Consider the following 21,203-nt stretch of genomic DNA (forward strand, 5'->3'; position numbering starts at 1 on the left):
TTCTAGCCCTTACTTGGAGTAGAGCTCGACAATCAGGCTTTCGTTGATGTCGGCGGACAGATCACTGCGAGCTGGAACGTTCTTGAAAACGCCCGACTTCTTCTCAGTGTCTACTTCTACCCATTCTACGCGGCCACGTTGGGCACACAGATCGAGAGCTTGGACAATGCGAAGTTGGTTTTTTGCTTTCTCGCGAACAGCGACCACGTCACCAGCACGAACCTGGTAGGACGGAACGTTAACGGTCTGACCGTTTACGCTGATCGACTTGTGCGATACCAGCTGACGGGATTCGGCACGAGTCGAACCAAAGCCCATACGGTATACAACGTTGTCCAGACGGCATTCGAGCAGTTGCAGCAGGTTTTCACCGGTTGCACCTTTCTTGCCAGCAGCTTCTTTGTAGTAGCCGCTGAATTGACGCTCGAGAACGCCGTAGATACGACGGACCTTCTGCTTTTCACGCAGTTGGGTGCCGTAGTCGGACTGGCGACCGCGGCGTTGGCCGTGGATACCAGGTGCTGCTTCAATGTTGCACTTCGATTCGATCGCGCGCACGCCGCTCTTCAGAAAGAGATCGGTGCCTTCGCGACGAGCGAGTTTGCATTTTGGACCAATGTAACGAGCCATTCTTTACAATCTCCTGGATTACACGCGGCGCTTCTTCGGCGGACGGCACCCGTTGTGCGGGATTGGCGTCACGTCGGTGATGCTGGCGATCTTGTAGCCACAGCCGTTCAAAGCGCGGACTGCGGATTCACGACCTGGACCTGGACCTTTGACGTTTACGTCGAGGTTTTTCAGGCCGTATTCCAGCGCAGCTTGACCAGCACGTTCAGCAGCTACTTGAGCAGCAAACGGGGTGGACTTGCGGGAACCGCGGAAACCCGAACCACCGGAGGTAGCCCAGGAAAGAGCGTTACCTTGACGGTCGGTAATGGTCACGATGGTGTTGTTAAAAGATGCATGGATGTGGGCGATGCCATCAACCACTGTCTTTTTAACTTTTTTACGAGGACGAGCAGCAGGTTTTGCCATGATAATTTTCCTGTCGATTCGCTGGGGCGATTACTTGCGGATCGGCTTACGCGGACCTTTACGGGTACGCGCGTTGGTCTTGGTACGCTGACCGCGTACTGGCAGACCACGACGATGACGCAGACCGCGATAGCAACCGAGGTCCATCAAGCGCTTGATTTTCATGTTGATTTCGCGACGCAGGTCACCTTCAGTGGTGAACTTCGCCACTTCGCCACGCAGCTGTTCAATCTGCTCGTCGCTCAGATCTTTGATCTTTGCTGCTGGGTTTACCCCAGTCTCTGCACAAATTTTCTGTGCAGTAGTGCGACCAACACCATAGATGTAGGTCAGCGAGATAACAGTATGCTTGTTATCTGGAATGTTAACGCCTGCAATACGGGCCATTCAGTGGGACTCCAATTGACAGCTACCTACGCCCCGGAAGCCAAGAAATAGGGCGCGAGATAATATCGCTGTAATAACAAATAATCAACCCGGCAGCGCACTAGCTGCCGGGCTTGAAGCACAATCACACTCAGCCTTGGCGCTGTTTGTGACGCGGTTCCGCGCTGCAAATTACTCGAACAACACCTTCGCGGCGAATAATCTTGCAGTTACGGCACAGCTTTTTCACCGATGCACGAACTTTCATCACCAACTCCTCGAACCTTATGGGTCAGCGCAGCATGCCGCTGCCGTAACCCTTCAGGTTGGCTTTCTTCATCAGGGATTCGTACTGGTGCGAAACGAGGTGCGATTGTACTTGGGACATGAAGTCCATCACAACCACGACGACGATCAGCAACGAGGTCCCGCCAAGGTAGAACGGAACGTTGGCTGCAACCACCAGGAACTGGGGCAACAGGCACACGGCCGTCATGTAAAGAGCACCGAACATGGTCAAGCGAGTCAGAACGCCATCAATGTAGCGCGCAGACTGCTCACCTGGACGGATGCCCGGAATAAAGGCACCGGACTTCTTCAGGTTTTCCGCTACGTCTTTCGGATTGAACATCAACGCCGTATAGAAGAAGCAGAAGAAAATAATCCCTGCACTAAACAGCAGAATATTCAACGGCTGACCAGGAGCGATCGACTGCGAGATGTCCTGCAACCAGCCCATACCTTCAGACTGACCGAACCAGGCACCCAACGAAGCCGGGAACAGCAAAATGCTGCTCGCGAAAATAGCCGGAATAACACCGGCCATGTTCACCTTCAGCGGCAAGTGGCTTGTTTGTGCAGCGAAGACCTTGCGGCCCTGCTGACGCTTGGCGTAGTGAACAGCAATACGACGCTGACCACGCTCAATGAACACCACGAAACCGATAATCGCTACTGCCAGCAAACCGATGGCAACCAGGGCGAAGATGTTGATATCACCCTGACGCGCAGACTCGAAAGACTGCCCGATCGCTCTCGGAAGACCGGCGACGATACCCGAAAAAATCAACATCGAGATACCGTTGCCAACACCACGCTCAGTAATCTGCTCACCCAGCCACATCATGAACATCGCACCAGCCACAAAAGTGGATACCGCGACGAAATGGAAGCCAAAGTCACCAGTGAACGCAACGCCCTGCCCCGCCAGACCAATGGACATGCCAATAGCCTGGACGAGAGCGAGGACGACAGTGCCGTAGCGGGTGTACTGGCTGATCTTGCGACGGCCAGCTTCACCTTCCTTCTTCAACTGCTCCAGCTGCGGGCTGACGGCGGTCATCAGTTGCATGATGATCGATGCCGAAATGTACGGCATGATCCCCAGTGCAAAGATGCTCATCCGTTCCAGCGCGCCGCCGGAAAACATGTTGAACAAGCTAAGAATGGTCCCCTCATTCTGTCGAAACAGGTCCGCGAGTCGGTCCGGGTTGATACCTGGAACCGGGATGTGTGCGCCTATTCGGTAGACGATAATCGCCAGGAACAGAAAACGCAGACGAGCCCAGAGTTCAGACATACCGCCTTTGCCGAGCGCAGAGAGAGCACCTTGCTTAGCCATTTATTCCTCGAACTTGCCGCCAGCTGCTTCGATAGCCGCACGCGCACCTTTGGTGGCGCCGATTCCCTTGCCGATAGTGACAGCGCGAGTCACTTCACCGGACAGCATGATTTTCACGCGCTGTACGTTGACGTTGATCACGTTGGCATCTTTCAGGGACTGCACGGTGACGATGTCGCCTTCCACTTTAGCCAGCTCGGACAGACGCACTTCTGCGCGGTCCATGGCTTTCAGGGAAACGAAACCGAACTTCGGCAGGCGACGATGCAGCGGCTGTTGACCGCCTTCAAAGCCTGGAGCAATGGTGCCACCGGAGCGGGAAGTCTGACCTTTGTGACCACGGCCACCAGTCTTACCCAAACCACTACCGATACCACGGCCCGGACGATGCTTTTCGCGACGGGAACCCGGCGCTGGACTCAGATCATTGAGTTTCATCGATTAACCCTCGACACGCAGCATGTAGTAAGCCTTGTTGATCATCCCGCGATTCTCGGGAGTATCCTGGACTTCTACAGTGTGACCGATGCGACGCAGACCCAGACCCTTAACGCACAGTTTGTGGTTAGGGATGCGGCCGGTCATGCTTTTGATCAGCGTAACTTTAACGGTAGCCATGATCAGAAGATCTCCTTGACGCTTTTGCCACGCTTGGCGGCAATGGATTCAGGAGATTGCATAGCCTTCAGACCCTTGAAAGTGGCGTGAACCACGTTTACAGGGTTAGTCGAGCCGTAGCACTTGGCCAGAACGTTCTGAACGCCAGCAACTTCGAGAACGGCACGCATTGCGCCGCCAGCGATGATACCGGTACCTTCAGAAGCAGGCTGCATGTACACCTTCGAAGCGCCATGGGCGGACTTCATTGCGTACTGCAGGGTGGTGCCGTTCAGATCAACCTGGATCATGTTGCGGCGAGCAGCTTCCATTGCCTTCTGGATCGCAGCAGGCACTTCACGCGACTTGCCACGGCCGAAGCCAACACGCCCTTTACCATCACCAACCACGGTCAACGCGGTGAAAGTGAAGATACGGCCGCCTTTAACGGTTTTGGCTACGCGGTTAACTTGAACCAGCTTCTCGATGTAGCCTTCGTCGCGCTTTTGGTCGTTATTTGACATAACTTAGAACTCCAGCCCAGCTTCACGAGCAGCATCAGCCAGCGCTTTAACGCGGCCGTGGTACTTGAAGCCAGAGCGGTCGAAAGCCACCTGCGAGACGCCAGCGGCCTTAGCACGCGTAGCGACCAGCTGGCCAACCTTAGTGGCCGCGTCGATGTTGCCAGTGGCGCCATCACGCAGTTCTTTATCCAAAGTCGAGGCGCTTGCCAGGACTTTGTTGCCGTCGGCCGAAATGACCTGGGCGTAGATGTGCTGCGAAGAGCGGAACACGCAGAGACGCACGACTTCGAGTTCGTGCATTTTCAGGCGTGCTTTGCGAGCGCGACGCAGTCGAGTAACTTTTTTGTCGGTCATTTGCTATGCCCTACTTCTTCTTGGCTTCTTTACGACGGACGACTTCGTCCGCGTAGCGCACACCTTTGCCTTTGTACGGCTCTGGTGGACGGAAGTCGCGGATCTCGGCGGCCACTTGACCTACCAGCTGCTTGTCGATGCCCTTGATCAGGATATCGGTCTGGCTAGGAGTCTCAGCGGTGATGCCTTCCGGCAGTTCGTAATCCACTGGATGCGAGAAGCCAAGAGCCAGGTTCAGCACTGTGCCTTTTGCTTGCGCTTTGTAACCAACACCGACCAGCTGGAGCTTGCGCTCGAAGCCTTGGCTTACGCCTTGGACCATGTTGTTTACCAACGCACGAGTGGTACCAGCCATTGCGCGAGTTTGTTGATCGCCATTGCGAGCAGCGAAACGCAGCTCACCAGCTTCTTCAACGATCTCAACGGACGAATGGATGTTCAGTTCGAGAGTGCCCTTGGCACCCTTCACCGAAAGCTGTTGGCCTGCGAATTTTACTTCGACGCCGGCTGGCAGCTTAACGGGGTTCTTAGCGACGCGAGACATGCTTATCCCCCCTTAGAACACAGTGCAAAGAACTTCGCCGCCGACACCGGCAGCGCGCGCAGCACGATCAGTCATCACACCCTTGTTGGTGGAGACGATAGACACACCGAGACCGCCACGAACTTTTGGCAGATCATCGACGGACTTGTACTGACGCAGGCCTGGACGGCTAACGCGCTTCACTTCTTCGATAACCGGACGGCCTTCGAAGTATTTCAGCTCGATAGACAGCAGTGGTTTGGTTTCGCTGCTGATCTGATAACCCGCGATGTAGCCTTCGTCCTTCAGGACTTTGGCAACAGCTACCTTCAACGTGGAAGATGGCATGCTTACGACGGACTTTTCAGCCATCTGGGCATTACGGATTCGAGTTAGCATGTCCGCTAACGGGTCCTGCATACTCATGGGCTAGACGCTCCTAATACAGAAAAATTAGCCTTGCGGCTACTACGTGTCGCCGAGAATCTCCGGGTAAAAAACACGGGCTCAGGCGAGCCGGGTATTCTAGACACAGTCCGGAAATGAAACAAGCCCCAAAAGGGGCTTGTTCCAGATTCAAGGCCACCGGCGGTCAGGTTCTTGCGAACCTTCGCACCGAGACTTTGACAGTACTTACCAGCTGGCTTTAACCAGACCTGGTACGTCACCACGCATTGCCGCTTCACGCAGTTTGTTACGGCCAAGGCCGAACTTGCGGTAAACGCCGTGTGGACGACCGGTCAGGCGGCAGCGGTTACGCATGCGCGAAGCGCTTGCGTCACGTGGCTGCTTCTGCAGGGCTACTGTAGCTTCCCAACGTGCTTCTGGACTTGCGTTCAGATCAACGATGATAGCTTTCAGTGCTGCACGCTTCTTGGCGTACTTGGCAACCGTGAGCTGACGCTTCAGCTCGCGGTTTTTCATGCTCATCTTGGCCATGGTCCTACTCCAATCAGTTGCGGAACGGGAATTTGAACGCACGCAGCAGAGCGCGGCCTTCATCATCGTTCTTGGCAGTGGTGGTCAGGGTGATGTCCAGACCGCGGAGAGCATCGATCTTGTCGTAGTCGATTTCCGGGAAGATGATCTGCTCTTTCACGCCCATGCTGTAGTTGCCACGACCATCGAAGGACTTGGCATTCAGGCCGCGGAAGTCGCGAACCCGAGGCAGGGAGATCGACAGCAGACGATCCAGGAACTCATACATACGCTCACGGCGCAGGGTCACTTTGACGCCGATCGGCCAACCTTCACGGACTTTGAAGCCAGCGATGGATTTGCGAGCGTAGGTCACAACGACTTTCTGGCCGGTGATCTTTTCCAGGTCAGCAACAGCGTGCTCGATGACTTTTTTGTCGCCGATCGCTTCGCCCAGACCCATGTTCAGGGTGATTTTGGTAACGCGCGGAACTTCCATCACGTTCGAAAGCTTAAGTTCTTCCTTAAGTTTCGGAGCGATTTCCTTCCGGTAAATCTCTTTTAGTCGTGCCATGGTCTTCTACCTAGCAGTGTTCAAGCATCAACCGCTTTTTGGGTCGACTTGAAGACACGAATTTTCTTACCGTCTTCTACTTTGAAACCAACGCGGTCAGCCTTGTTGGTTTCGCCGTTGAAGATGGCTACGTTAGAAGCGTGCAGTGGCGCTTCTTTCTCGACGATACCGCCTTGTACGCCCGACATCGGGTTAGGCTTGGTATGACGCTTGACCAGGTTCAGACCACCAACAACCAGACGGTTGTCAGCAAGAACCTTCAGCACCTTACCGCGCTTACCTTTGTCTTTGCCGGCGATCACGATGATCTCGTCGTCACGACGAATCTTTTGCATGTCGGATCTCCTTACAGCACTTCTGGGGCGAGCGAGACGATCTTCATGAACTTCTCAGTACGAAGTTCACGGGTCACTGGCCCAAAGATACGGGTGCCGATCGGCTCTTGCTTGTTGTTCAGAAGAACAGCAGCGTTGCCATCAAAGCGGATAATGGAGCCATCAGCACGACGTACGCCGTGACGAGTGCGGACTACAACAGCAGTCATCACTTGGCCTTTTTTCACTTTACCGCGAGGAATTGCTTCCTTGACGGTAACTTTGATGATGTCACCGATACCAGCGTAACGACGATGGGAGCCACCCAGCACCTTGATGCACATAACACGGCGAGCGCCGCTGTTATCGGCCACATCGAGCATGGATTGAGTCTGAATCATATAATTTCTCCGACCCCTAGTCCTTAGACTTCCACAGCGCGTTCGAGAACATCAACCAGCGCCCAAGACTTGGTCTTGGCCAAAGGACGAGTTTCACGAATAGTGACTTTGTCGCCGATGTGGCACTGATTGGTTTCGTCGTGCGCGTGCAGCTTAGTCGAACGCTTAACGTATTTACCGTAGATCGGGTGCTTAACGCGACGCTCGATCAGAACGGTGATGGTTTTGTCCATCTTGTCGCTGACAACACGGCCAGTCAGCGTACGGACAGTTTTTTCGGCTTCAGCCATGATTACTTACCTGCCTGCTGGTTGAGCACAGTCTTCACGCGAGCGATGTCACGCTTAACTTGCGAGAGCAGATGAGACTGCCCCAACTGGCCAGTTGCTTTCTGCATACGCAGATTGAACTGGTCGCGCAGCAGGCCGAGCAGTTGCTCGTTCAGCTGCTGTGCGGATTTTTCACGAAGTTCATTCGCTTTCATCACATCACCGTCCGTTTAACAAAGGAGGTGGCGAGCGGCAGCTTTGCAGCAGCCAGGGCGAAAGCCTCACGCGCCAGCTCTTCAGAAACACCCTCGATTTCATACAGGACTTTGCCTGGCTGAATCTGGGCAACCCAGTATTCCACGTTACCCTTACCTTTACCCATCCGAACCTCGAGAGGCTTTTTGGAGATCGGCTTGTCCGGGAATACACGGATCCAGATCTTGCCGCCACGTTTTACGTGACGGGTCAGAGCACGACGCGCTGACTCGATCTGACGAGCGGTGAGACGACCACGAGCTACAGACTTCAGCGCGAACTCGCCGAAGCTGACTTTGCTACCGCGCAATGCCAGGCCACGGTTGTGACCAGTCATTTGCTTGCGGAACTTCGTACGCTTTGGTTGCAACATTTGGCGTACCCCTTACTTAGCAGCTTTTTTACGAGGCGCTGGTGCTTGTGGTTTCAGTTCTTCTTGGCGACCACCAATTACTTCGCCTTTGAAGATCCAAACCTTTACACCGATCACACCGTAGGTGGTGTGAGCTTCGTAGTTGGCATAGTCGATGTCGGCACGCAGGGTGTGCAATGGCACACGACCTTCGCGATACCATTCAGTACGTGCGATTTCAGCACCGCCGAGACGACCGCTCACTTGGATTTTGATGCCTTTGGCACCAATGCGCATGGCGTTCTGAACAGCGCGCTTCATAGCGCGACGGAACATTACGCGACGCTCCAGCTGCTGAGCTACGCTCTGCGCAACCAGCATACCGTCGAGCTCCGGCTTGCGGATCTCTTCGATATTGATGTGCACAGGCACACCCATTTGCTTGGTCAGGTCCTGGCGCAGTTTCTCAACATCTTCACCTTTCTTCCCGATAACGATACCTGGACGAGCGGTGTGGATGGTGATGCGTGCAGTTTGAGCCGGACGATGGATATCGATACGGCTTACGGACGCGCTTTTTAGTTTGTCTTGGAGATACTCACGCACCTTCAGATCTGCGAGCAAATAGTCCGCATAAGTCCGACCGTCTGCGTACCAGACGGAGGTGTGCTCCTTGACGATTCCCAGGCGAATGCCAATGGGATGTACTTTCTGACCCATCTCTTCGACTCCGTTACTTGTCAGCAACCTTGACAGTGATATGGCAAGACCGCTTGACGATGCGATCAGCACGGCCTTTGGCACGTGGCATGATGCGCTTCAGCGAACGCCCTTCGTTGACGAAAACGGTGCTGACCTTCAGGTCATCAACGTCTGCGCCTTCGTTATGCTCGGCGTTGGCTACGGCCGACTCCAGCACTTTCTTCATGATCTCGGCGGCTTTCTTACTGCTGAAAGCCAACAGGTTGAGCGCTTCGCCCACCTTCTTCCCGCGGATCTGGTCGGCGACCAAGCGGGCTTTCTGGGCGGAGATTCGAGCGCCCGACAACTTAGCGGCTACTTCCATTTCCTAACCCCTTAACGCTTGGCTTTCTTGTCTGCCACGTGCCCACGATAAGTGCGGGTACCGGCGAACTCGCCCAGTTTGTGGCCGACCATGTCTTCGTTAACGAGAACTGGGACGTGTTGACGACCGTTGTGTACTGCGATGGTCAGACCGACCATTTGTGGCAGGATCATCGAACGACGCGACCAGGTTTTCACCGGTTTGCGATCGTTCTTTTCCGCCGCCACTTCGATCTTCTTCAGTAGGTGAAGATCGATAAAAGGACCTTTTTTCAGAGAACGTGGCACTGTCGTATCCCTCTATTTACTTGCGACGACGGACGATCATTTTGTCGGTACGCTTATTACCACGAGTCTTCGCGCCCTTAGTCGGGAAGCCCCATGGCGATACCGGATGACGACCACCAGAGGTACGACCTTCACCACCACCATGTGGGTGGTCAACCGGGTTCATGGCAACACCACGAACGGTTGGGCGAACGCCACGCCAGCGTTTGGCACCAGCTTTACCCAGCGAACGCAGGCTGTGCTCGGAGTTCGAGACTTCGCCCAGGGTCGCGCGGCATTCAGCCAGCACTTTACGCATCTCACCAGAACGCAGACGCAGGGTCACGTAAACGCCTTCACGAGCGATCAGCTGAGCCGAAGCACCAGCGGAACGAGCGATCTGAGCGCCTTTACCTGGCTTCAATTCGATGCCGTGTACGGTGCTACCAACTGGAATGTTACGCAGTTGCAGAGCGTTGCCTGGCTTGATTGGAGCCAGTGCGCCTGCGATCAGCTGGTCGCCAGCACTCACGCCTTTAGGGGCGATGATGTAGCGACGCTCGCCATCTGCGTACAGCAGCAGAGCGATGTGAGCAGTACGGTTTGGATCGTATTCGATACGCTCGACAGTGGCAGCGATGCCATCTTTGTCGTTACGACGGAAGTCGACCAGACGATAATGCTGCTTATGACCACCACCGATGTGACGAGTGGTAATACGGCCATTGTTGTTACGACCACCAGACTTCGACTTCTTCTCGAGCAGCGGTGCGTGAGGAGCGCCTTTATGCAGCTCCTGGTTGACCACCTTGACCACAAAACGGCGGCCAGGGGAAGTCGGTTTGCATTTAACGATTGCCATGATGCACCCCTTCCTTACTCAGCACTGCTGCTGAAATCGAGATCTTGGCCTGGCTGAAGGGAGATAACTGCCTTCTTCCAGTCATTACGCTTGCCCAGACCGCGAGCAGTGCGCTTGCTCTTACCCAGAACATTCAGGGTAGTAACACGCTCTACTTTCACGCTGAACAGGCTTTCGACGGCCTTCTTGATTTCCAGCTTGGTTGCGTCAGTAGCAACCTTGAAAACGAACTGGCCTTTCTTGTCTGCCAGAACCGTAGCCTTCTCGGAAACGTGCGGGCCAAGCAGAACTTTAAATACGCGTTCCTGGTTCATCCCAGCAGCTCCTCGAATTTCTTCACGGCCGACACGGTGATCAACACCTTGTCGTATGCGATCAGACTAACTGGATCGGAACCTTGCACGTCACGTACATCTACGTGTGGCAGGTTACGAGCAGCCAGGTACAGGTTCTGATCAACAGCGTCCGACACGATCAGAACGTCGGTCAGGCTCATGTTGTTCAGCTTGCCCAGCAGGTCTTTGGTTTTCGGCGTTTCAACGGCGAAATCCTGAACCACGACCAGACGATCAGTACGCACCAGCTCAGCAAGGATGGAACGCATTGCTGCGCGATACATCTTCTTGTTCAGCTTCTGGGAGTGATCCTGAGGACGAGCTGCGAAAGTGGTACCGCCGCCACGCCAGATTGGGCTACGGATAGTACCGGCACGAGCACGGCCAGTACCTTTCTGACGCCATGGGCGCTTACCGCCACCACGAACGTCGGAACGGGTCTTTTGCTGCTTGGAACCCTGACGACCGCCAGCCATGTAGGCTACGACTGCTTGGTGAACCAGCGTCTCGTTGAATTCGCCGCCAAATGTCAGTTCGGAAACTTCGATCGCTTGAGCGTCATTTACATTTAATTGCATGTCAGCTTCCCCTTAACCGCGAGCCTTGGCTGCTGGACGTACAACCAAGTTGCCGCCAGTAGCGCCAGGAACAGCGCCCTTGACCAACAACAGATTGCGTTCAGCGTCCACGCGCACTACTTCGAGGGACTGCACGGTCACGCGCTCAGCGCCCATATGACCGGACATTTTTTTGCCCTTGAATACACGACCAGGAGTCTGGCACTGGCCGATAGAGCCTGGAACGCGGTGGGATACGGAGTTACCGTGGGTGTTATCTTGCCCGCGGAAATTCCAACGCTTGATCGTACCCTGGAAGCCTTTACCTTTGGACTGACCGGTTACATCAACCAGTTGACCAGCGGCGAAGATTTCAGCGTTGATCAGATCGCCGGCCTGGTACTCGCCTTCTTCAAGGCGGAATTCCATTACGGTACGACCAGCGGCAACGTTCGCCTTGGCGAAGTGGCCAGCCTGAGCTGCTGTTACACGCGAAGCACGACGCTCGCCGACAGTGACTTGCACTGCACGATAGCCATCGGTCTCTTCAGTTTTGAACTGGGTGACGCGATTCGGTTCGATCTCAATGACCGTGACCGGAATGGAGACACCTTCTTCGGTGAAAATACGGGTCATACCGCATTTACGACCGACTACACCAATAGTCATGTTGTAAACCTCATGAGTGTACGGGGCTTTCACCCGCTATGGCCGCCCATTTCAGAGCGTTACACGACTAAGACCGAGTCTTAGCCGAGGCTGATCTGCACTTCCACACCGGCCGCAAGATCAAGCTTCATAAGTGCATCAACGGTTTTATCCGTTGGCTGGACGATGTCCAGAACGCGCTTATGAGTACGGATCTCGTACTGGTCACGCGCGTCTTTGTTGACGTGCGGGGAGACCAGAACGGTGAACCGCTCTTTACGGGTAGGCAGTGGAATTGGACCACGCACTTGAGCACCAGTACGTTTCGCGGTTTCCACGATTTCCTGGGTGGATTGGTCGATCAGGCGATGGTCAAAAGCCTTCAACCTGATACGGATTTGCTGATTTTGCATTGGATTTCAGACTCCGGCTGCTATTCCCACCGGGCGCAATACGCCCGTTAAAAGGAGGCGCAATTCTATAGACGCCCCAGATAGGTGTCAACCCAATAAAAAAGGCCCCCGCTGAGCGGGGGCCTTTTCAAAGCATCGAAGCTATCTCAAAAGAGATGCTTACTCGATGATTTTAGCTACAACGCCAGCACCAACGGTACGGCCGCCTTCACGGATAGCGAAGCGCAGACCGTCTTCCATTGCGATGGTTTTGATCAGGGTAACAGTCATCTGAATGTTATCACCTGGCATTACCATTTCAACGCCTTCTGGCAGTTCGCAGTTACCGGTCACGTCAGTAGTACGGAAGTAGAACTGTGGACGGTAGCCTTTGAAGAACGGAGTGTGACGACCGCCTTCTTCCTTGCTCAGAACGTAAACTTCTGCGGTGAACTTGGTGTGCGGCTTAACCGAACCTGGCTTAACCAGAACCTGACCACGCTCAACGTCGTCACGCTTGGTGCCACGCAGCAGAACGCCGCAGTTCTCGCCAGCACGACCTTCGTCGAGCAGCTTGCGGAACATCTCAACACCGGTGCAGGTGGTGGTGGTGGTGTCACGCAGACCAACGATTTCCAGTGCATCTTGAACGCGAACGATACCGCGCTCGATACGACCAGTCACAACAGTACCACGACCCGAGATCGAGAATACGTCTTCGATTGGCATCAGGAATGGCTTGTCGATAGCACGCTCTGGCTCTGGGATGTAGGTGTCCAGAGTTTCAACCAGCTTACGAACGGCAGTGGTGCCCATTTCGTTGTCGTCTTTGCCTTCCAGCGCCATACGAGCAGAACCGATGATGATCGGAGTGTCGTCGCCCGGGAAGTCGTAGGTGGACAGCAGGTCGCGAACTTCCATCTCAACCAGTTCCAGCAGCTCAGCGTCGTCTACCAGGTCAGCCTTGTTCAGGAAAACCACGATGTACGGAACGCCTACCTGACGGGACAGCAGGATGTGCTCACGGGTTTGTGGCATCGGACCATCAGCGGCCGAGCAAACCAGGATCGCGCCGTCCATCTGGGCAGCACCGGTGATCATGTTCTTCACGTAGTCAGCGTGACCTGGGCAGTCAACGTGAGCGTAGTGACGAATGTTCGAGTTGTACTCGACGTGCGCGGTATTGATGGTGATACCACGAGCTTTTTCTTCTGGAGCGCTGTCGATCTTGTCGAATTCAACTACGGCCGAACCGAAAACTTCGGAGCAGACGCGAGTCAGAGCAGCGGTCAGAGTGGTTTTACCGTGGTCAACGTGGCCGATGGTGCCAACGTTTACGTGCGGTAGGGAACGATCAAATTTTTCTTTAGCCACGACAATTAACTCCTTGCCTAAAGGACTGAATCAGCCTTGTTTTTTGGTAACGGTTTCGACGATGTGCGACGGAGCCGTATTGTATTTTTTGAATTCCATAGAGTAGCTTGCGCGACCCTGGGACATCGAACGAACGTCGGTCGCATAACCGAACATCTCGCCCAATGGAACTTCAGCACGGATAACCTTACCGGAAACCGTATCTTCCATACCCAGAATCATGCCGCGACGACGGTTCAGGTCGCCCATCACGTCACCCATATAGTCTTCAGGCGTAACAACCTCTACCGCCATGATCGGCTCGAGCAACTCACCACCGCCCTTCTGGGCCAGTTGCTTGGTCGCCATGGAAGCAGCCACCTTAAACGCCATCTCGTTCGAGTCGACGTCGTGGTAAGAACCATCAAACACGGTAGCCTTCAGGCCGATCAGCGGATAGCCGGCAACTACGCCGTTCTTCATCTGCTCTTCGATACCCTTCTGGATAGCCGGGATGTATTCCTTAGGAACCACACCACCCACTACTTCGTTCACGAATTGCAGACCTTCCTGACCTTCGTCAGCAGGCGCAAAACGGATCCAGCAGTGACCGAACTGGCCACGACCGCCGGACTGGCGAACGAACTTGCCTTCGATTTCGCAATTCTTCGTGATGCGCTCACGATACGAAACTTGAGGCTTACCGATGTTGGCTTCGACGTTGAACTCACGGCGCATCCGGTCAACCAGGATGTCCAGGTGCAGCTCGCCCATGCCGGAGATGATCGTTTGACCAGTCTCTTCATCAGTTTTGACGCGGAAAGACGGGTCTTCCTGAGCAAGTTTGCCCAGAGCGATACCCATTTTTTCCTGGTCATCCTTGGTCTTAGGCTCTACGGCAACCGAAATAACCGGCTCCGGGAAGTCCATGCGAACCAGGATGATTGGCTTGTCAGCGTTGCAGAGGGTTTCACCAGTGGTGACATCCTTCATGCCGATCAGGGCCGCGATGTCGCCAGCGCGTACTTCCTTGATCTCTTCACGGGCGTTTGCGTGCATTTGCACCATACGACCCACGCGCTCTTTCTTGCCTTTAACCGAGTTGATCACGCCGTCGCCGGAGGCCAACACGCCCGAGTAAACGCGGACGAAGGTCAAGGTACCCACGAATGGGTCGGTAGCGATCTTGAACGCCAGAGCCGAGAACGGCTCGTTGTCGTCTGCATGACGCTCCATCATTTCTTCCTCGTTATCAGGGTTGGAACCCTTGATAGCAGGAATGTCGACTGGAGCCGGCAGGTAGTCGATAACGGCGTCGAGAACCAGGGGAACACCCTTGTTCTTGAAGGAAGAACCGCAAACAGCCAGGACGATTTCACCAGCGATAGTACGCTGACGCAGAGCGGCCTTGATTTCCTCGATGGTGAGCTCTTCGCCCTCGAGGTACTTGTTCATCAGCTCTTCGCTGGCTTCAGCCGCAGCCTCAACCATATTGCTGCGCCACTCTTCAGCCAGTTCCTGCAGTTCAGCAGGGATGGCTTCGCGACGTGGAGTCATGCCCTTGTCAGCATCGTTCCAGTAAACCGCTTCCATGGTCATCAGATCGATCTGACCCTGGAAGTTATCTTCGGAACCGATAGCCAACTGGATCGGCACCGGAGTGTGACCCAGACGCTGCTTGATCTGAGCGATCACGCGCAGGAAGTTCGCGCCAGCACGGTCCATCTTGTTCACGTAAACGATACGTGGAACACCGTACTTGTTGGCTTGACGCCATACGGTTTCGGACTGCGGCTCAACGCCGGAAGTGCCACAGAACACAACGACAGCGCCGTCGAGTACGCGCAGGGAACGCTCAACTTCAATGGTGAAGTCTACGTGGCCCGGGGTATCGATGACGTTGAAGCGGTATTGGTCTTTGTGCTGCTTGGCCGAACCCTGCCAGAAGGCGGTAATGGCAGCAGAAGTAATGGTAATACCACGCTCCTGCTCCTGAACCATCCAGTCAGTGGTCGCAGCGCCGTCATGCACTTCGCCCATCTTGTGGCTTTTGCCAGTGTAAAAAAGGACGCGCTCGGTGGTGGTGGTTTTACCAGCATCCACGTGAGCAACGATACCAATGTTACGGTAGCGGTTAATCGGTGTAGTACGAGCCATAAAGCCCTCGCAAATTGAGTGACGCTAAAATTAGAAGCGGTAGTGCGAGAAAGCCTTGTTGGCTTCAGCCATACGGTGCACGTCTTCACGCTTCTTAACAGCAGCACCTTTACCTTCGGCAGCGTCCAACAGTTCGCCAGCCAAACGCAGAGCCATAGACTTCTCGCCGCGCTTACGGGCGAAGTCTACCAACCAGCGCATTGCCAGAGCGTTACGACGGGACGGACGAACTTCAACCGGAACCTGGTAAGTAGCACCGCCTACACGGCGCGACTTTACTTCGACCAGCGGAGCGATGGCGTCGAGAGCTTTCTCGAAGATTTCCAGGGGGTCGCTGTTCTTGCGTTCTTTAACCTTTTCCAGCGCGCCATAAACGATACGCTCGGCAACGGCTTTCTTGCCGCTTTCCATCACGTGGTTCATGAACTTGGCCAGGATTTGGCTTCCGTATTTTGGATCGTCAAGCACTTCGCGCTTGGCTGCTACGCGTCTTCTTGGCATGGATAAGCCCTCAAACGGTCTTCAGGTTCGCTCGGAATCGGTGCCCATTACGGGACGCCTCCGACCTTACTCTTATCGACTCAGAAAAATAGAAATCAGTTTTTTGCAGCAAGCGACCATTACTTCGGACGCTTGGTACCGTACTTCGAACGACCCTGGTTACGACCTTTAACGCCGGAAGTATCCAACGAACCGCGAACGGTGTGGTAACGAACACCTGGCAAGTCTTTTACACGACCGCCGCGGATCAGTACCACGCTGTGCTCTTGCAGGTTGTGGCCTTCACCGCCGATGTACGAGGAAACCTCGAAACCGTTGGTCAGGCGCACACGGCATACTTTACGCAGTGCCGAGTTAGGTTTTTTCGGCGTGGTGGTGTACACACGGGTGCACACGCCACGGCGTTGCGGGCAGTTCTGCAGCGCAGGCACGTCGGATTTCTCGACGATACGCTTACGCGGCTGACGTACCAGCTGGTTGATAGTTGCCATCTACTAGCTCCACTGTTGTCTTGCGACGCTATTGTCTTGCAAGAAAAGCAAAATGGCAGGAACGAATTCCCGCCAAATTTAGGGGTACAAGAGTCTAAAGAGGATCTTGTCCCCAGTCAAGGCAAGGCCCCGACCTCCCCGCCTATCAAACCTCGACAAATTGTCTCGATTCGATGAACGGAGTGGCCAGGGCCTCAGCTCATTTACCGCAGAACTCAGTTACCGCTCGAGTTCAGCGCTTCGGTCAGTGCAGCTTCCACTTCACTGGCGCTCACGCGCAACGGCTTGTCTGCATCACGGCGACGCTTACGCTCGCTGTGATAAGCCAGACCGGTACCAGCCGGAATCAGACGACCCACGACCACGTTTTCTTTCAGGCCGCGCAGGTAATCGCGCTTGCCGGTTACCGCCGCTTCGGTCAGTACGCGAGTGGTTTCCTGGAAGGAAGCCGCCGAGATGAACGATTCGGTGGACAAGGACGCCTTGGTGATACCCAGCAGAACACGAGTGAACTTGGAGACAAACTTGTCTTCGCCGCTCAAACGCTCGTTCTCTACCAGAACGTGAGTCAATTCCATCTGGTCGCCCTTGATGAAACTGGAATCGCCGGATTCAGCGATTTCAACTTTACGCAGCATCTGACGCAGGATGGTCTCGATGTGCTTGTCGTTGATCTTCACGCCTTGCAGACGGTAAACGTCCTGGATCTCGTTGACGATGTACTTGGCCAGCGCACTCACACCCAGCAGACGCAGGATGTCGTGTGGATCGCTCGGGCCGTCGGAGATAACTTCGCCGCGGTTTACCTGTTCGCCTTCGAACACGTTCAGGTGACGCCACTTCGGAATCAGCTCTTCATACGGATCGCTACCGTCGTTCGGGGTGATGACCAGACGGGGCTTGCCCTTGGTCTCTTTACCGAACGCGATGGTGCCGCTGACTTCAGCCAGGATCGACGCTTCTTTCGGACGACGGGCTTCGAACAAGTCGGCAACACGCGGCAGACCACCGGTGATGTCACGGGTCTTCGAAGTTTCTTGCGGGATACGAGCGATAACATCACCGATCGCGATCTTCGCACCGTCCGCTACACCGACCAGGGCGTTGGCTGGCAGGAAGTACTGAGCGATAACGTCAGTGCCTGGCAGCAACAGATCCTTGCCGTTGTCATCGACCATCTTAACGGCAGGACGGATGTCCTTACCGGCAGCTGGACGGTCTTTGGCGTCGAGTACTTCAATGTTGGTCATACCGGTCAATTCGTCAGTCTGACGCTTGATCGTGATGCCTTCTTCCATGCCCACGTAGGTCACGGTACCTTTCATTTCGGTAACGATCGGGTGAGTGTGCGGATCCCACTTGGCCACGATTGCGCCAGCGTCGACCTTGTCACCTTCTTTAACCGAAATCACGGCACCGTACGGCAGCTTGTAGCGCTCACGCTCACGACCGAAGTCATCAGCGATTGCCAGCTCACCGGAACGGGATACAGCAACCAGATGGCCATCCACTCGCTCAACGTGTTTCAGGTTGTGCAGACGGACGGTACCGCCATTTTTCACCTGAACGCTATCGGCTGCGGAGGTCCGGCTTGCCGCACCACCGATGTGGAACGTACGCATCGTCAGCTGGGTACCCGGCTCACCGATGGACTGGGCAGCGATAACGCCGACCGCTTCACCGATGTTCACCTGGTGACCACGAGCCAGGTCGCGACCGTAGCACTTGGCGCAGATGCCGAAACGGGTTTCGCAGCTGATCGGCGAACGTACGATCACTTCGTCGATGCTGTTGAGTTCGATGAACTCGACCCACTTCTCGTCGACCAGGGTGCCGGCAGGAACGATAACGTCCTCGGTACCTGGCTTGAATACGTCACGGGCGATAACTCGACCCAATACGCGCTCACCCAACGGCTCTACAACGTCACCGCCTTCAATGTGCGGAGTCATCAGCAGACCGTGTTCGGTGCCGCAATCGATCTCGGTTACAACCAGGTCTTGCGCCACGTCTACCAGACGACGGGTCAGGTAACCCGAGTTCGCCGTTTTCAACGCGGTATCCGCCAGACCTTTACGAGCACCGTGAGTCGAGATGAAGTACTGGAGTACGCTCAGACCTTCACGGAAGTTCGCAGTAATCGGCGTTTCAATGATGGAACCGTCCGGCTTGGCCATCAGGCCACGCATACCGGCCAGCTGACGGATCTGTGCTGCGGAACCCCGCGCACCCGAGTCGGCCATCATGTACATCGAGTTGAAAGACTCTTGGTCGACTTCGACGCCATGACGGTCGATGACTTTCTCTTTCGAGAGGTTGGCCATCATCGCCTTGGAAACTTCGTCGTTCGCCTTGGACCAAAGGTCGATCACTTTGTTGTACTTCTCGCCCTGGGTTACCAGGCCGGAGGCGTACTGACTTTCGATCTCTTTCACTTCGTCGGTGGCAGCACCGATGATGCGGGCTTTTTCATCAGGGATAACGAAGTCGTTAACGCCGATGGAAACGCCGGAAATGGTCGAATAGGCAAAACCGGTGTACATCAACTGGTCAGCGAAGATCACGGTCTCTTTCAGACCAACCACGCGGTAGCACTGGTTGATCAGCTTGGAGATCGCCTTTTTCTTCATCGGCAGGTTGACGACATCGTACGACAGACCTTTTGGCACAACTTGATACAGCAACGCACGGCCGACAGTAGTGTCGACGATACGGGTGCCGCTCACGCTGCCGCCATCACGGTCGTTGACGGTTTCGTTGATCCGCACCTTGACCTTGGCGTGCAGCGCGGCTTCGCCGGCACGGAACACACGGTCAACTTCCTGCAGATCCGCGAATACACGACCTTCGCCCTTGGCGTTGATCGCTTCACGCGTCATGTAGTACAGACCCAATACAACGTCCTGCGACGGAACGATGATTGGCTCACCGTTGGCTGGCGACAGGATGTTGTTGGTCGACATCATCAACGCACGCGCTTCCAGCTGGGCTTCCAGCGTCAGCGGTACGTGCACGGCCATTTGGTCGCCGTCGAAGTCGGCGTTGTACGCAGCACAGACCAGCGGGTGCAGCTGGATAGCCTTACCTTCGATCAGTACTGGTTCAAACGCCTGGATACCCAGACGGTGAAGGGTCGGTGCACGGTTGAGAAGAACCGGGTGTTCGCGAATCACTTCAGCGAGAACGTCCCAAACCTCTGGCAGTTCGCGCTCGACCATCTTCTTGGCAGCCTTGATGGTGGTCGCCAGACCACGCATTTCCAGCTTGCCGAAAATGAACGGCTTGAACAGCTCGAGAGCCATCTTCTTCGGCAGACCGCACTGGTGCAGACGCAAGGTCGGACCTACGGTAATTACCGAACGACCGGAGTAGTCAACACGCTTACCGAGCAAGTTCTGACGGAAACGACCCTGCTTACCCTTGATCATGTCAGCCAGGGATTTCAGAGGACGCTTGTTGGAACCGGTGATAGCGCGGCCACGACGGCCGTTGTCGAGCAGTGCGTCGACAGCTTCCTGCAACATACGCTTTTCGTTGCGCACGATGATGTCCGGAGCGGACAGATCCAGCAGGCGCTTCAAACGGTTGTTACGGTTGATCACTCGACGATACAGATCGTTGAGGTCGGAAGTCGCGAAACGACCGCCATCCAGTGGGACCAGTGGACGCAGATCTGGCGGCAGAACCGGCAGAACGGTCAGCACCATCCACTCTGGCAGGTTGCCGGAACCCTGGAAGGCTTCCATCAACTTCAGACGCTTGGACAGCTTCTTGATCTTGGTTTCGGAGTTGGTTTGCGGAATTTCTTCGCGCAGACGGCCAATCTCGTGCTCCAGGTCGATAGCGTGCAGCAGTTCGCGGACAGCTTCGGCACCCATGCGGGCATCGAAATCGTCACCGAACTCTTCCAGCGCTTCGAAGTACTGCTCGTCGTTGAGCAGCTGACCTTTTTCAAGGGTGGTCATGCCTGGATCGATAACGACGTAGCTCTCGAAGTAGAGAACGCGCTCGATATCACGCAGGGTCATGTCCATCAGCAGGCCGATACGCGACGGCAGCGATTTCAGGAACCAGATGTGGGCAACCGGCGAGGCCAGCTCGATGTGCGCCATGCGCTCACGACGAACTTTTGCCAGAGCGACTTCAACGCCACACTTCTCGCAGATCACACCACGGTGTTTCAAGCGCTTGTACTTACCGCACAGGCACTCGTAATCCTTTACCGGGCCAAAGATCTTGGCGCAGAACAGGCCGTCACGCTCAGGTTTGAACGTACGGTAGTTGATGGTTTCCGGCTTTTTAACTTCACCGAACGACCACGAACGGATCATCTCAGGCGATGCCAATCCGATACGGATGGCGTCGAACTCTTCGACTTGACCCTGGTTTTTCAGCAAATTCAGTAGGTCTTTCAAGGCCTTTCCTCCTGGCGGAGCAGAGAGCGGGCAATCCTGCCCCGCTCTCGATTC

31 protein-coding genes are annotated in these 21,203 nt (G+C 55.1%); all 31 read right to left on the reverse strand.

What is annotated here, in order from left to right:
- Positions 1–9: 9 nt before the first annotated feature.
- The 31 genes from rpsD to rpoC all read right to left on the reverse strand — a co-directional run bounded on the left by rpsD (position 10) and on the right by rpoC (position 21,149).
- On the reverse strand, positions 10–630 hold the full coding sequence (rpsD, locus tag ACYP2Q_RS21170) for a 30S ribosomal protein S4 (protein ID WP_003176404.1): 621 nt from the start codon (positions 628–630) through the stop codon (positions 10–12).
- Positions 631–648: 18 nt separating this feature from the next.
- Entirely contained in the window at positions 649–1,038 is a 390-nt protein-coding gene (rpsK, locus tag ACYP2Q_RS21175) for a 30S ribosomal protein S11 (protein WP_002555466.1), read from the reverse strand.
- A 30-nt stretch (positions 1,039–1,068) separates the two neighbouring features.
- A complete protein-coding gene (rpsM, locus tag ACYP2Q_RS21180; RefSeq protein ID WP_009045849.1) occupies positions 1,069–1,425 on the reverse strand; it encodes a 30S ribosomal protein S13 in 357 nt (118 codons plus the stop codon).
- Positions 1,426–1,555: 130 nt separating this feature from the next.
- Positions 1,556–1,672: a 50S ribosomal protein L36 gene (rpmJ, locus tag ACYP2Q_RS21185; RefSeq protein WP_002555468.1), complete on the reverse strand. Its 117-nt coding sequence runs from the start codon at positions 1,670–1,672 to the stop codon at positions 1,556–1,558.
- Between the two features lie 24 nt (positions 1,673–1,696).
- On the reverse strand, positions 1,697–3,025 hold the full coding sequence (gene secY / locus ACYP2Q_RS21190) for a preprotein translocase subunit SecY (RefSeq protein ID WP_003228718.1): 1,329 nt from the start codon (positions 3,023–3,025) through the stop codon (positions 1,697–1,699).
- Entirely contained in the window at positions 3,026–3,463 is a 438-nt protein-coding gene (gene rplO, locus ACYP2Q_RS21195) for a 50S ribosomal protein L15 (protein ID WP_003228720.1), read from the reverse strand. It lies immediately after the preceding gene.
- 3 nt (positions 3,464–3,466) lie between these two features.
- The gene (gene rpmD / locus ACYP2Q_RS21200) at positions 3,467–3,643 is read right to left on the reverse strand and encodes a 50S ribosomal protein L30 (RefSeq protein ID WP_003176408.1); all 177 of its coding nucleotides are present in this window, start codon (positions 3,641–3,643) and stop codon (positions 3,467–3,469) included.
- 2 nt (positions 3,644–3,645) lie between these two features.
- Positions 3,646–4,146, reverse strand: a complete 501-nt coding sequence (gene rpsE / locus ACYP2Q_RS21205; protein ID WP_003186035.1) for a 30S ribosomal protein S5 — start codon at positions 4,144–4,146, stop codon at positions 3,646–3,648.
- 3 nt (positions 4,147–4,149) lie between these two features.
- Complete coding sequence (gene rplR / locus ACYP2Q_RS21210; RefSeq protein WP_003186037.1) at positions 4,150–4,500, reverse strand: 50S ribosomal protein L18; 351 nt, start codon at positions 4,498–4,500, stop codon at positions 4,150–4,152.
- Between the two features lie 10 nt (positions 4,501–4,510).
- Positions 4,511–5,044: a 50S ribosomal protein L6 gene (rplF, locus tag ACYP2Q_RS21215; RefSeq protein ID WP_003176412.1), complete on the reverse strand. Its 534-nt coding sequence runs from the start codon at positions 5,042–5,044 to the stop codon at positions 4,511–4,513.
- A gap of 12 nt (positions 5,045–5,056) precedes the next feature.
- A complete protein-coding gene (gene rpsH, locus ACYP2Q_RS21220; protein ID WP_008065722.1) occupies positions 5,057–5,449 on the reverse strand; it encodes a 30S ribosomal protein S8 in 393 nt (130 codons plus the stop codon).
- A 207-nt stretch (positions 5,450–5,656) separates the two neighbouring features.
- A complete protein-coding gene (gene rpsN / locus ACYP2Q_RS21225) occupies positions 5,657–5,962 on the reverse strand; it encodes a 30S ribosomal protein S14 (RefSeq protein WP_003176414.1) in 306 nt (101 codons plus the stop codon).
- Between the two features lie 13 nt (positions 5,963–5,975).
- On the reverse strand, positions 5,976–6,515 hold the full coding sequence (rplE, locus tag ACYP2Q_RS21230) for a 50S ribosomal protein L5 (protein WP_003210069.1): 540 nt from the start codon (positions 6,513–6,515) through the stop codon (positions 5,976–5,978).
- Positions 6,516–6,535: 20 nt separating this feature from the next.
- On the reverse strand, positions 6,536–6,850 hold the full coding sequence (gene rplX, locus ACYP2Q_RS21235; RefSeq protein ID WP_003186046.1) for a 50S ribosomal protein L24: 315 nt from the start codon (positions 6,848–6,850) through the stop codon (positions 6,536–6,538).
- An 11-nt stretch (positions 6,851–6,861) separates the two neighbouring features.
- Positions 6,862–7,230, reverse strand: a complete 369-nt coding sequence (gene rplN / locus ACYP2Q_RS21240) for a 50S ribosomal protein L14 (protein WP_002555479.1) — start codon at positions 7,228–7,230, stop codon at positions 6,862–6,864.
- Between the two features lie 23 nt (positions 7,231–7,253).
- A complete protein-coding gene (rpsQ, locus tag ACYP2Q_RS21245) occupies positions 7,254–7,520 on the reverse strand; it encodes a 30S ribosomal protein S17 (protein ID WP_003176419.1) in 267 nt (88 codons plus the stop codon).
- A 2-nt stretch (positions 7,521–7,522) separates the two neighbouring features.
- Complete coding sequence (gene rpmC, locus ACYP2Q_RS21250) at positions 7,523–7,714, reverse strand: 50S ribosomal protein L29 (protein ID WP_002555481.1); 192 nt, start codon at positions 7,712–7,714, stop codon at positions 7,523–7,525.
- The gene (rplP, locus tag ACYP2Q_RS21255) at positions 7,714–8,127 is read right to left on the reverse strand and encodes a 50S ribosomal protein L16 (RefSeq protein WP_003228729.1); all 414 of its coding nucleotides are present in this window, start codon (positions 8,125–8,127) and stop codon (positions 7,714–7,716) included. The genes rpmC and rplP overlap by 1 nt, the downstream gene beginning before the upstream one ends.
- Before the next feature lie 12 nt (positions 8,128–8,139).
- Positions 8,140–8,826 carry a 30S ribosomal protein S3 gene (rpsC, locus tag ACYP2Q_RS21260; protein WP_008065719.1) on the reverse strand — a complete coding sequence of 229 codons (687 nt, stop codon included), beginning with the start codon at positions 8,824–8,826 and terminating at the stop codon, positions 8,140–8,142.
- Between the two features lie 13 nt (positions 8,827–8,839).
- The gene (gene rplV / locus ACYP2Q_RS21265; RefSeq protein WP_003103908.1) at positions 8,840–9,172 is read right to left on the reverse strand and encodes a 50S ribosomal protein L22; all 333 of its coding nucleotides are present in this window, start codon (positions 9,170–9,172) and stop codon (positions 8,840–8,842) included.
- Between the two features lie 11 nt (positions 9,173–9,183).
- On the reverse strand, positions 9,184–9,459 hold the full coding sequence (gene rpsS, locus ACYP2Q_RS21270) for a 30S ribosomal protein S19 (RefSeq protein ID WP_002555486.1): 276 nt from the start codon (positions 9,457–9,459) through the stop codon (positions 9,184–9,186).
- A 16-nt stretch (positions 9,460–9,475) separates the two neighbouring features.
- On the reverse strand, positions 9,476–10,300 hold the full coding sequence (rplB, locus tag ACYP2Q_RS21275) for a 50S ribosomal protein L2 (RefSeq protein WP_003186055.1): 825 nt from the start codon (positions 10,298–10,300) through the stop codon (positions 9,476–9,478).
- Between the two features lie 14 nt (positions 10,301–10,314).
- Complete coding sequence (rplW, locus tag ACYP2Q_RS21280; RefSeq protein WP_002555488.1) at positions 10,315–10,614, reverse strand: 50S ribosomal protein L23; 300 nt, start codon at positions 10,612–10,614, stop codon at positions 10,315–10,317.
- Positions 10,611–11,213: a 50S ribosomal protein L4 gene (rplD, locus tag ACYP2Q_RS21285; protein WP_003228735.1), complete on the reverse strand. Its 603-nt coding sequence runs from the start codon at positions 11,211–11,213 to the stop codon at positions 10,611–10,613. The genes rplW and rplD overlap by 4 nt, the downstream gene beginning before the upstream one ends.
- Positions 11,214–11,225: 12 nt before the next feature.
- Entirely contained in the window at positions 11,226–11,861 is a 636-nt protein-coding gene (gene rplC / locus ACYP2Q_RS21290; RefSeq protein ID WP_003186059.1) for a 50S ribosomal protein L3, read from the reverse strand.
- 80 nt (positions 11,862–11,941) lie between these two features.
- Positions 11,942–12,253, reverse strand: coding sequence for a 30S ribosomal protein S10 (gene rpsJ, locus ACYP2Q_RS21295; protein ID WP_003186070.1), 312 nt, complete (start codon positions 12,251–12,253; stop codon positions 11,942–11,944).
- A 159-nt stretch (positions 12,254–12,412) separates the two neighbouring features.
- Positions 12,413–13,606 carry an elongation factor Tu gene (gene tuf / locus ACYP2Q_RS21300; protein ID WP_008065716.1) on the reverse strand — a complete coding sequence of 398 codons (1,194 nt, stop codon included), beginning with the start codon at positions 13,604–13,606 and terminating at the stop codon, positions 12,413–12,415.
- A 30-nt stretch (positions 13,607–13,636) separates the two neighbouring features.
- A complete protein-coding gene (fusA, locus tag ACYP2Q_RS21305; protein ID WP_034148075.1) occupies positions 13,637–15,742 on the reverse strand; it encodes an elongation factor G in 2,106 nt (701 codons plus the stop codon).
- A 30-nt stretch (positions 15,743–15,772) separates the two neighbouring features.
- The gene (gene rpsG, locus ACYP2Q_RS21310) at positions 15,773–16,243 is read right to left on the reverse strand and encodes a 30S ribosomal protein S7 (RefSeq protein WP_002555493.1); all 471 of its coding nucleotides are present in this window, start codon (positions 16,241–16,243) and stop codon (positions 15,773–15,775) included.
- Between the two features lie 119 nt (positions 16,244–16,362).
- Entirely contained in the window at positions 16,363–16,734 is a 372-nt protein-coding gene (gene rpsL, locus ACYP2Q_RS21315; RefSeq protein WP_003186084.1) for a 30S ribosomal protein S12, read from the reverse strand.
- 215 nt (positions 16,735–16,949) lie between these two features.
- Positions 16,950–21,149: a DNA-directed RNA polymerase subunit beta' gene (gene rpoC / locus ACYP2Q_RS21320; protein WP_459732305.1), complete on the reverse strand. Its 4,200-nt coding sequence runs from the start codon at positions 21,147–21,149 to the stop codon at positions 16,950–16,952.
- Positions 21,150–21,203 lie beyond the last annotated feature (54 nt).

It is taken from the genome of Pseudomonas sp. MHK4, assembly GCF_054600775.1.

Excerpts from the sequence above, each read along its gene's own strand:
- rpsD (WP_003176404.1), bottom strand. The coding sequence starts at position 630 with ATGGCTCGTTACATTGGTCCAAAATGCAAACTCGCTCGTCGCGAAGGC.
- rpsK (WP_002555466.1), bottom strand. The coding sequence starts at position 1,038 with ATGGCAAAACCTGCTGCTCGTCCTCGTAAAAAAGTTAAAAAGACAGTG.
- rpsM (WP_009045849.1), bottom strand. The coding sequence starts at position 1,425 with ATGGCCCGTATTGCAGGCGTTAACATTCCAGATAACAAGCATACTGTT.
- rpmJ (WP_002555468.1), bottom strand. The coding sequence starts at position 1,672 with ATGAAAGTTCGTGCATCGGTGAAAAAGCTGTGCCGTAACTGCAAGATT.
- secY (WP_003228718.1), bottom strand. The coding sequence starts at position 3,025 with ATGGCTAAGCAAGGTGCTCTCTCTGCGCTCGGCAAAGGCGGTATGTCT.
- rplO (WP_003228720.1), bottom strand. The coding sequence starts at position 3,463 with ATGAAACTCAATGATCTGAGTCCAGCGCCGGGTTCCCGTCGCGAAAAG.
- rpmD (WP_003176408.1), bottom strand. The coding sequence starts at position 3,643 with ATGGCTACCGTTAAAGTTACGCTGATCAAAAGCATGACCGGCCGCATC.
- rpsE (WP_003186035.1), bottom strand. The coding sequence starts at position 4,146 with ATGTCAAATAACGACCAAAAGCGCGACGAAGGCTACATCGAGAAGCTG.
- rplR (WP_003186037.1), bottom strand. The coding sequence starts at position 4,500 with ATGACCGACAAAAAAGTTACTCGACTGCGTCGCGCTCGCAAAGCACGC.
- rplF (WP_003176412.1), bottom strand. The coding sequence starts at position 5,044 with ATGTCTCGCGTCGCTAAGAACCCCGTTAAGCTGCCAGCCGGCGTCGAA.
- rpsH (WP_008065722.1), bottom strand. The coding sequence starts at position 5,449 with ATGAGTATGCAGGACCCGTTAGCGGACATGCTAACTCGAATCCGTAAT.
- rpsN (WP_003176414.1), bottom strand. The coding sequence starts at position 5,962 with ATGGCCAAGATGAGCATGAAAAACCGCGAGCTGAAGCGTCAGCTCACG.
- rplE (WP_003210069.1), bottom strand. The coding sequence starts at position 6,515 with ATGGCACGACTAAAAGAGATTTACCGGAAGGAAATCGCTCCGAAACTT.
- rplX (WP_003186046.1), bottom strand. The coding sequence starts at position 6,850 with ATGCAAAAGATTCGTCGTGACGACGAGATCATCGTGATCGCCGGCAAA.
- rplN (WP_002555479.1), bottom strand. The coding sequence starts at position 7,230 with ATGATTCAGACTCAATCCATGCTCGATGTGGCCGATAACAGCGGCGCT.
- rpsQ (WP_003176419.1), bottom strand. The coding sequence starts at position 7,520 with ATGGCTGAAGCCGAAAAAACTGTCCGTACGCTGACTGGCCGTGTTGTC.
- rpmC (WP_002555481.1), bottom strand. The coding sequence starts at position 7,714 with ATGAAAGCGAATGAACTTCGTGAAAAATCCGCACAGCAGCTGAACGAG.
- rplP (WP_003228729.1), bottom strand. The coding sequence starts at position 8,127 with ATGTTGCAACCAAAGCGTACGAAGTTCCGCAAGCAAATGACTGGTCAC.
- rpsC (WP_008065719.1), bottom strand. The coding sequence starts at position 8,826 with ATGGGTCAGAAAGTACATCCCATTGGCATTCGCCTGGGAATCGTCAAG.
- rplV (WP_003103908.1), bottom strand. The coding sequence starts at position 9,172 with ATGGAAGTAGCCGCTAAGTTGTCGGGCGCTCGAATCTCCGCCCAGAAA.
- rplB (WP_003186055.1), bottom strand. The coding sequence starts at position 10,300 with ATGGCAATCGTTAAATGCAAACCGACTTCCCCTGGCCGCCGTTTTGTG.
- rplW (WP_002555488.1), bottom strand. The coding sequence starts at position 10,614 with ATGAACCAGGAACGCGTATTTAAAGTTCTGCTTGGCCCGCACGTTTCC.
- rplD (WP_003228735.1), bottom strand. The coding sequence starts at position 11,213 with ATGCAATTAAATGTAAATGACGCTCAAGCGATCGAAGTTTCCGAACTG.
- rplC (WP_003186059.1), bottom strand. The coding sequence starts at position 11,861 with ATGACTATTGGTGTAGTCGGTCGTAAATGCGGTATGACCCGTATTTTC.
- rpsJ (WP_003186070.1), bottom strand. The coding sequence starts at position 12,253 with ATGCAAAATCAGCAAATCCGTATCAGGTTGAAGGCTTTTGACCATCGC.
- fusA (WP_034148075.1), bottom strand. The coding sequence starts at position 15,742 with ATGGCTCGTACTACACCGATTAACCGCTACCGTAACATTGGTATCGTT.
- rpsG (WP_002555493.1), bottom strand. The coding sequence starts at position 16,243 with ATGCCAAGAAGACGCGTAGCAGCCAAGCGCGAAGTGCTTGACGATCCA.
- rpsL (WP_003186084.1), bottom strand. The coding sequence starts at position 16,734 with ATGGCAACTATCAACCAGCTGGTACGTCAGCCGCGTAAGCGTATCGTC.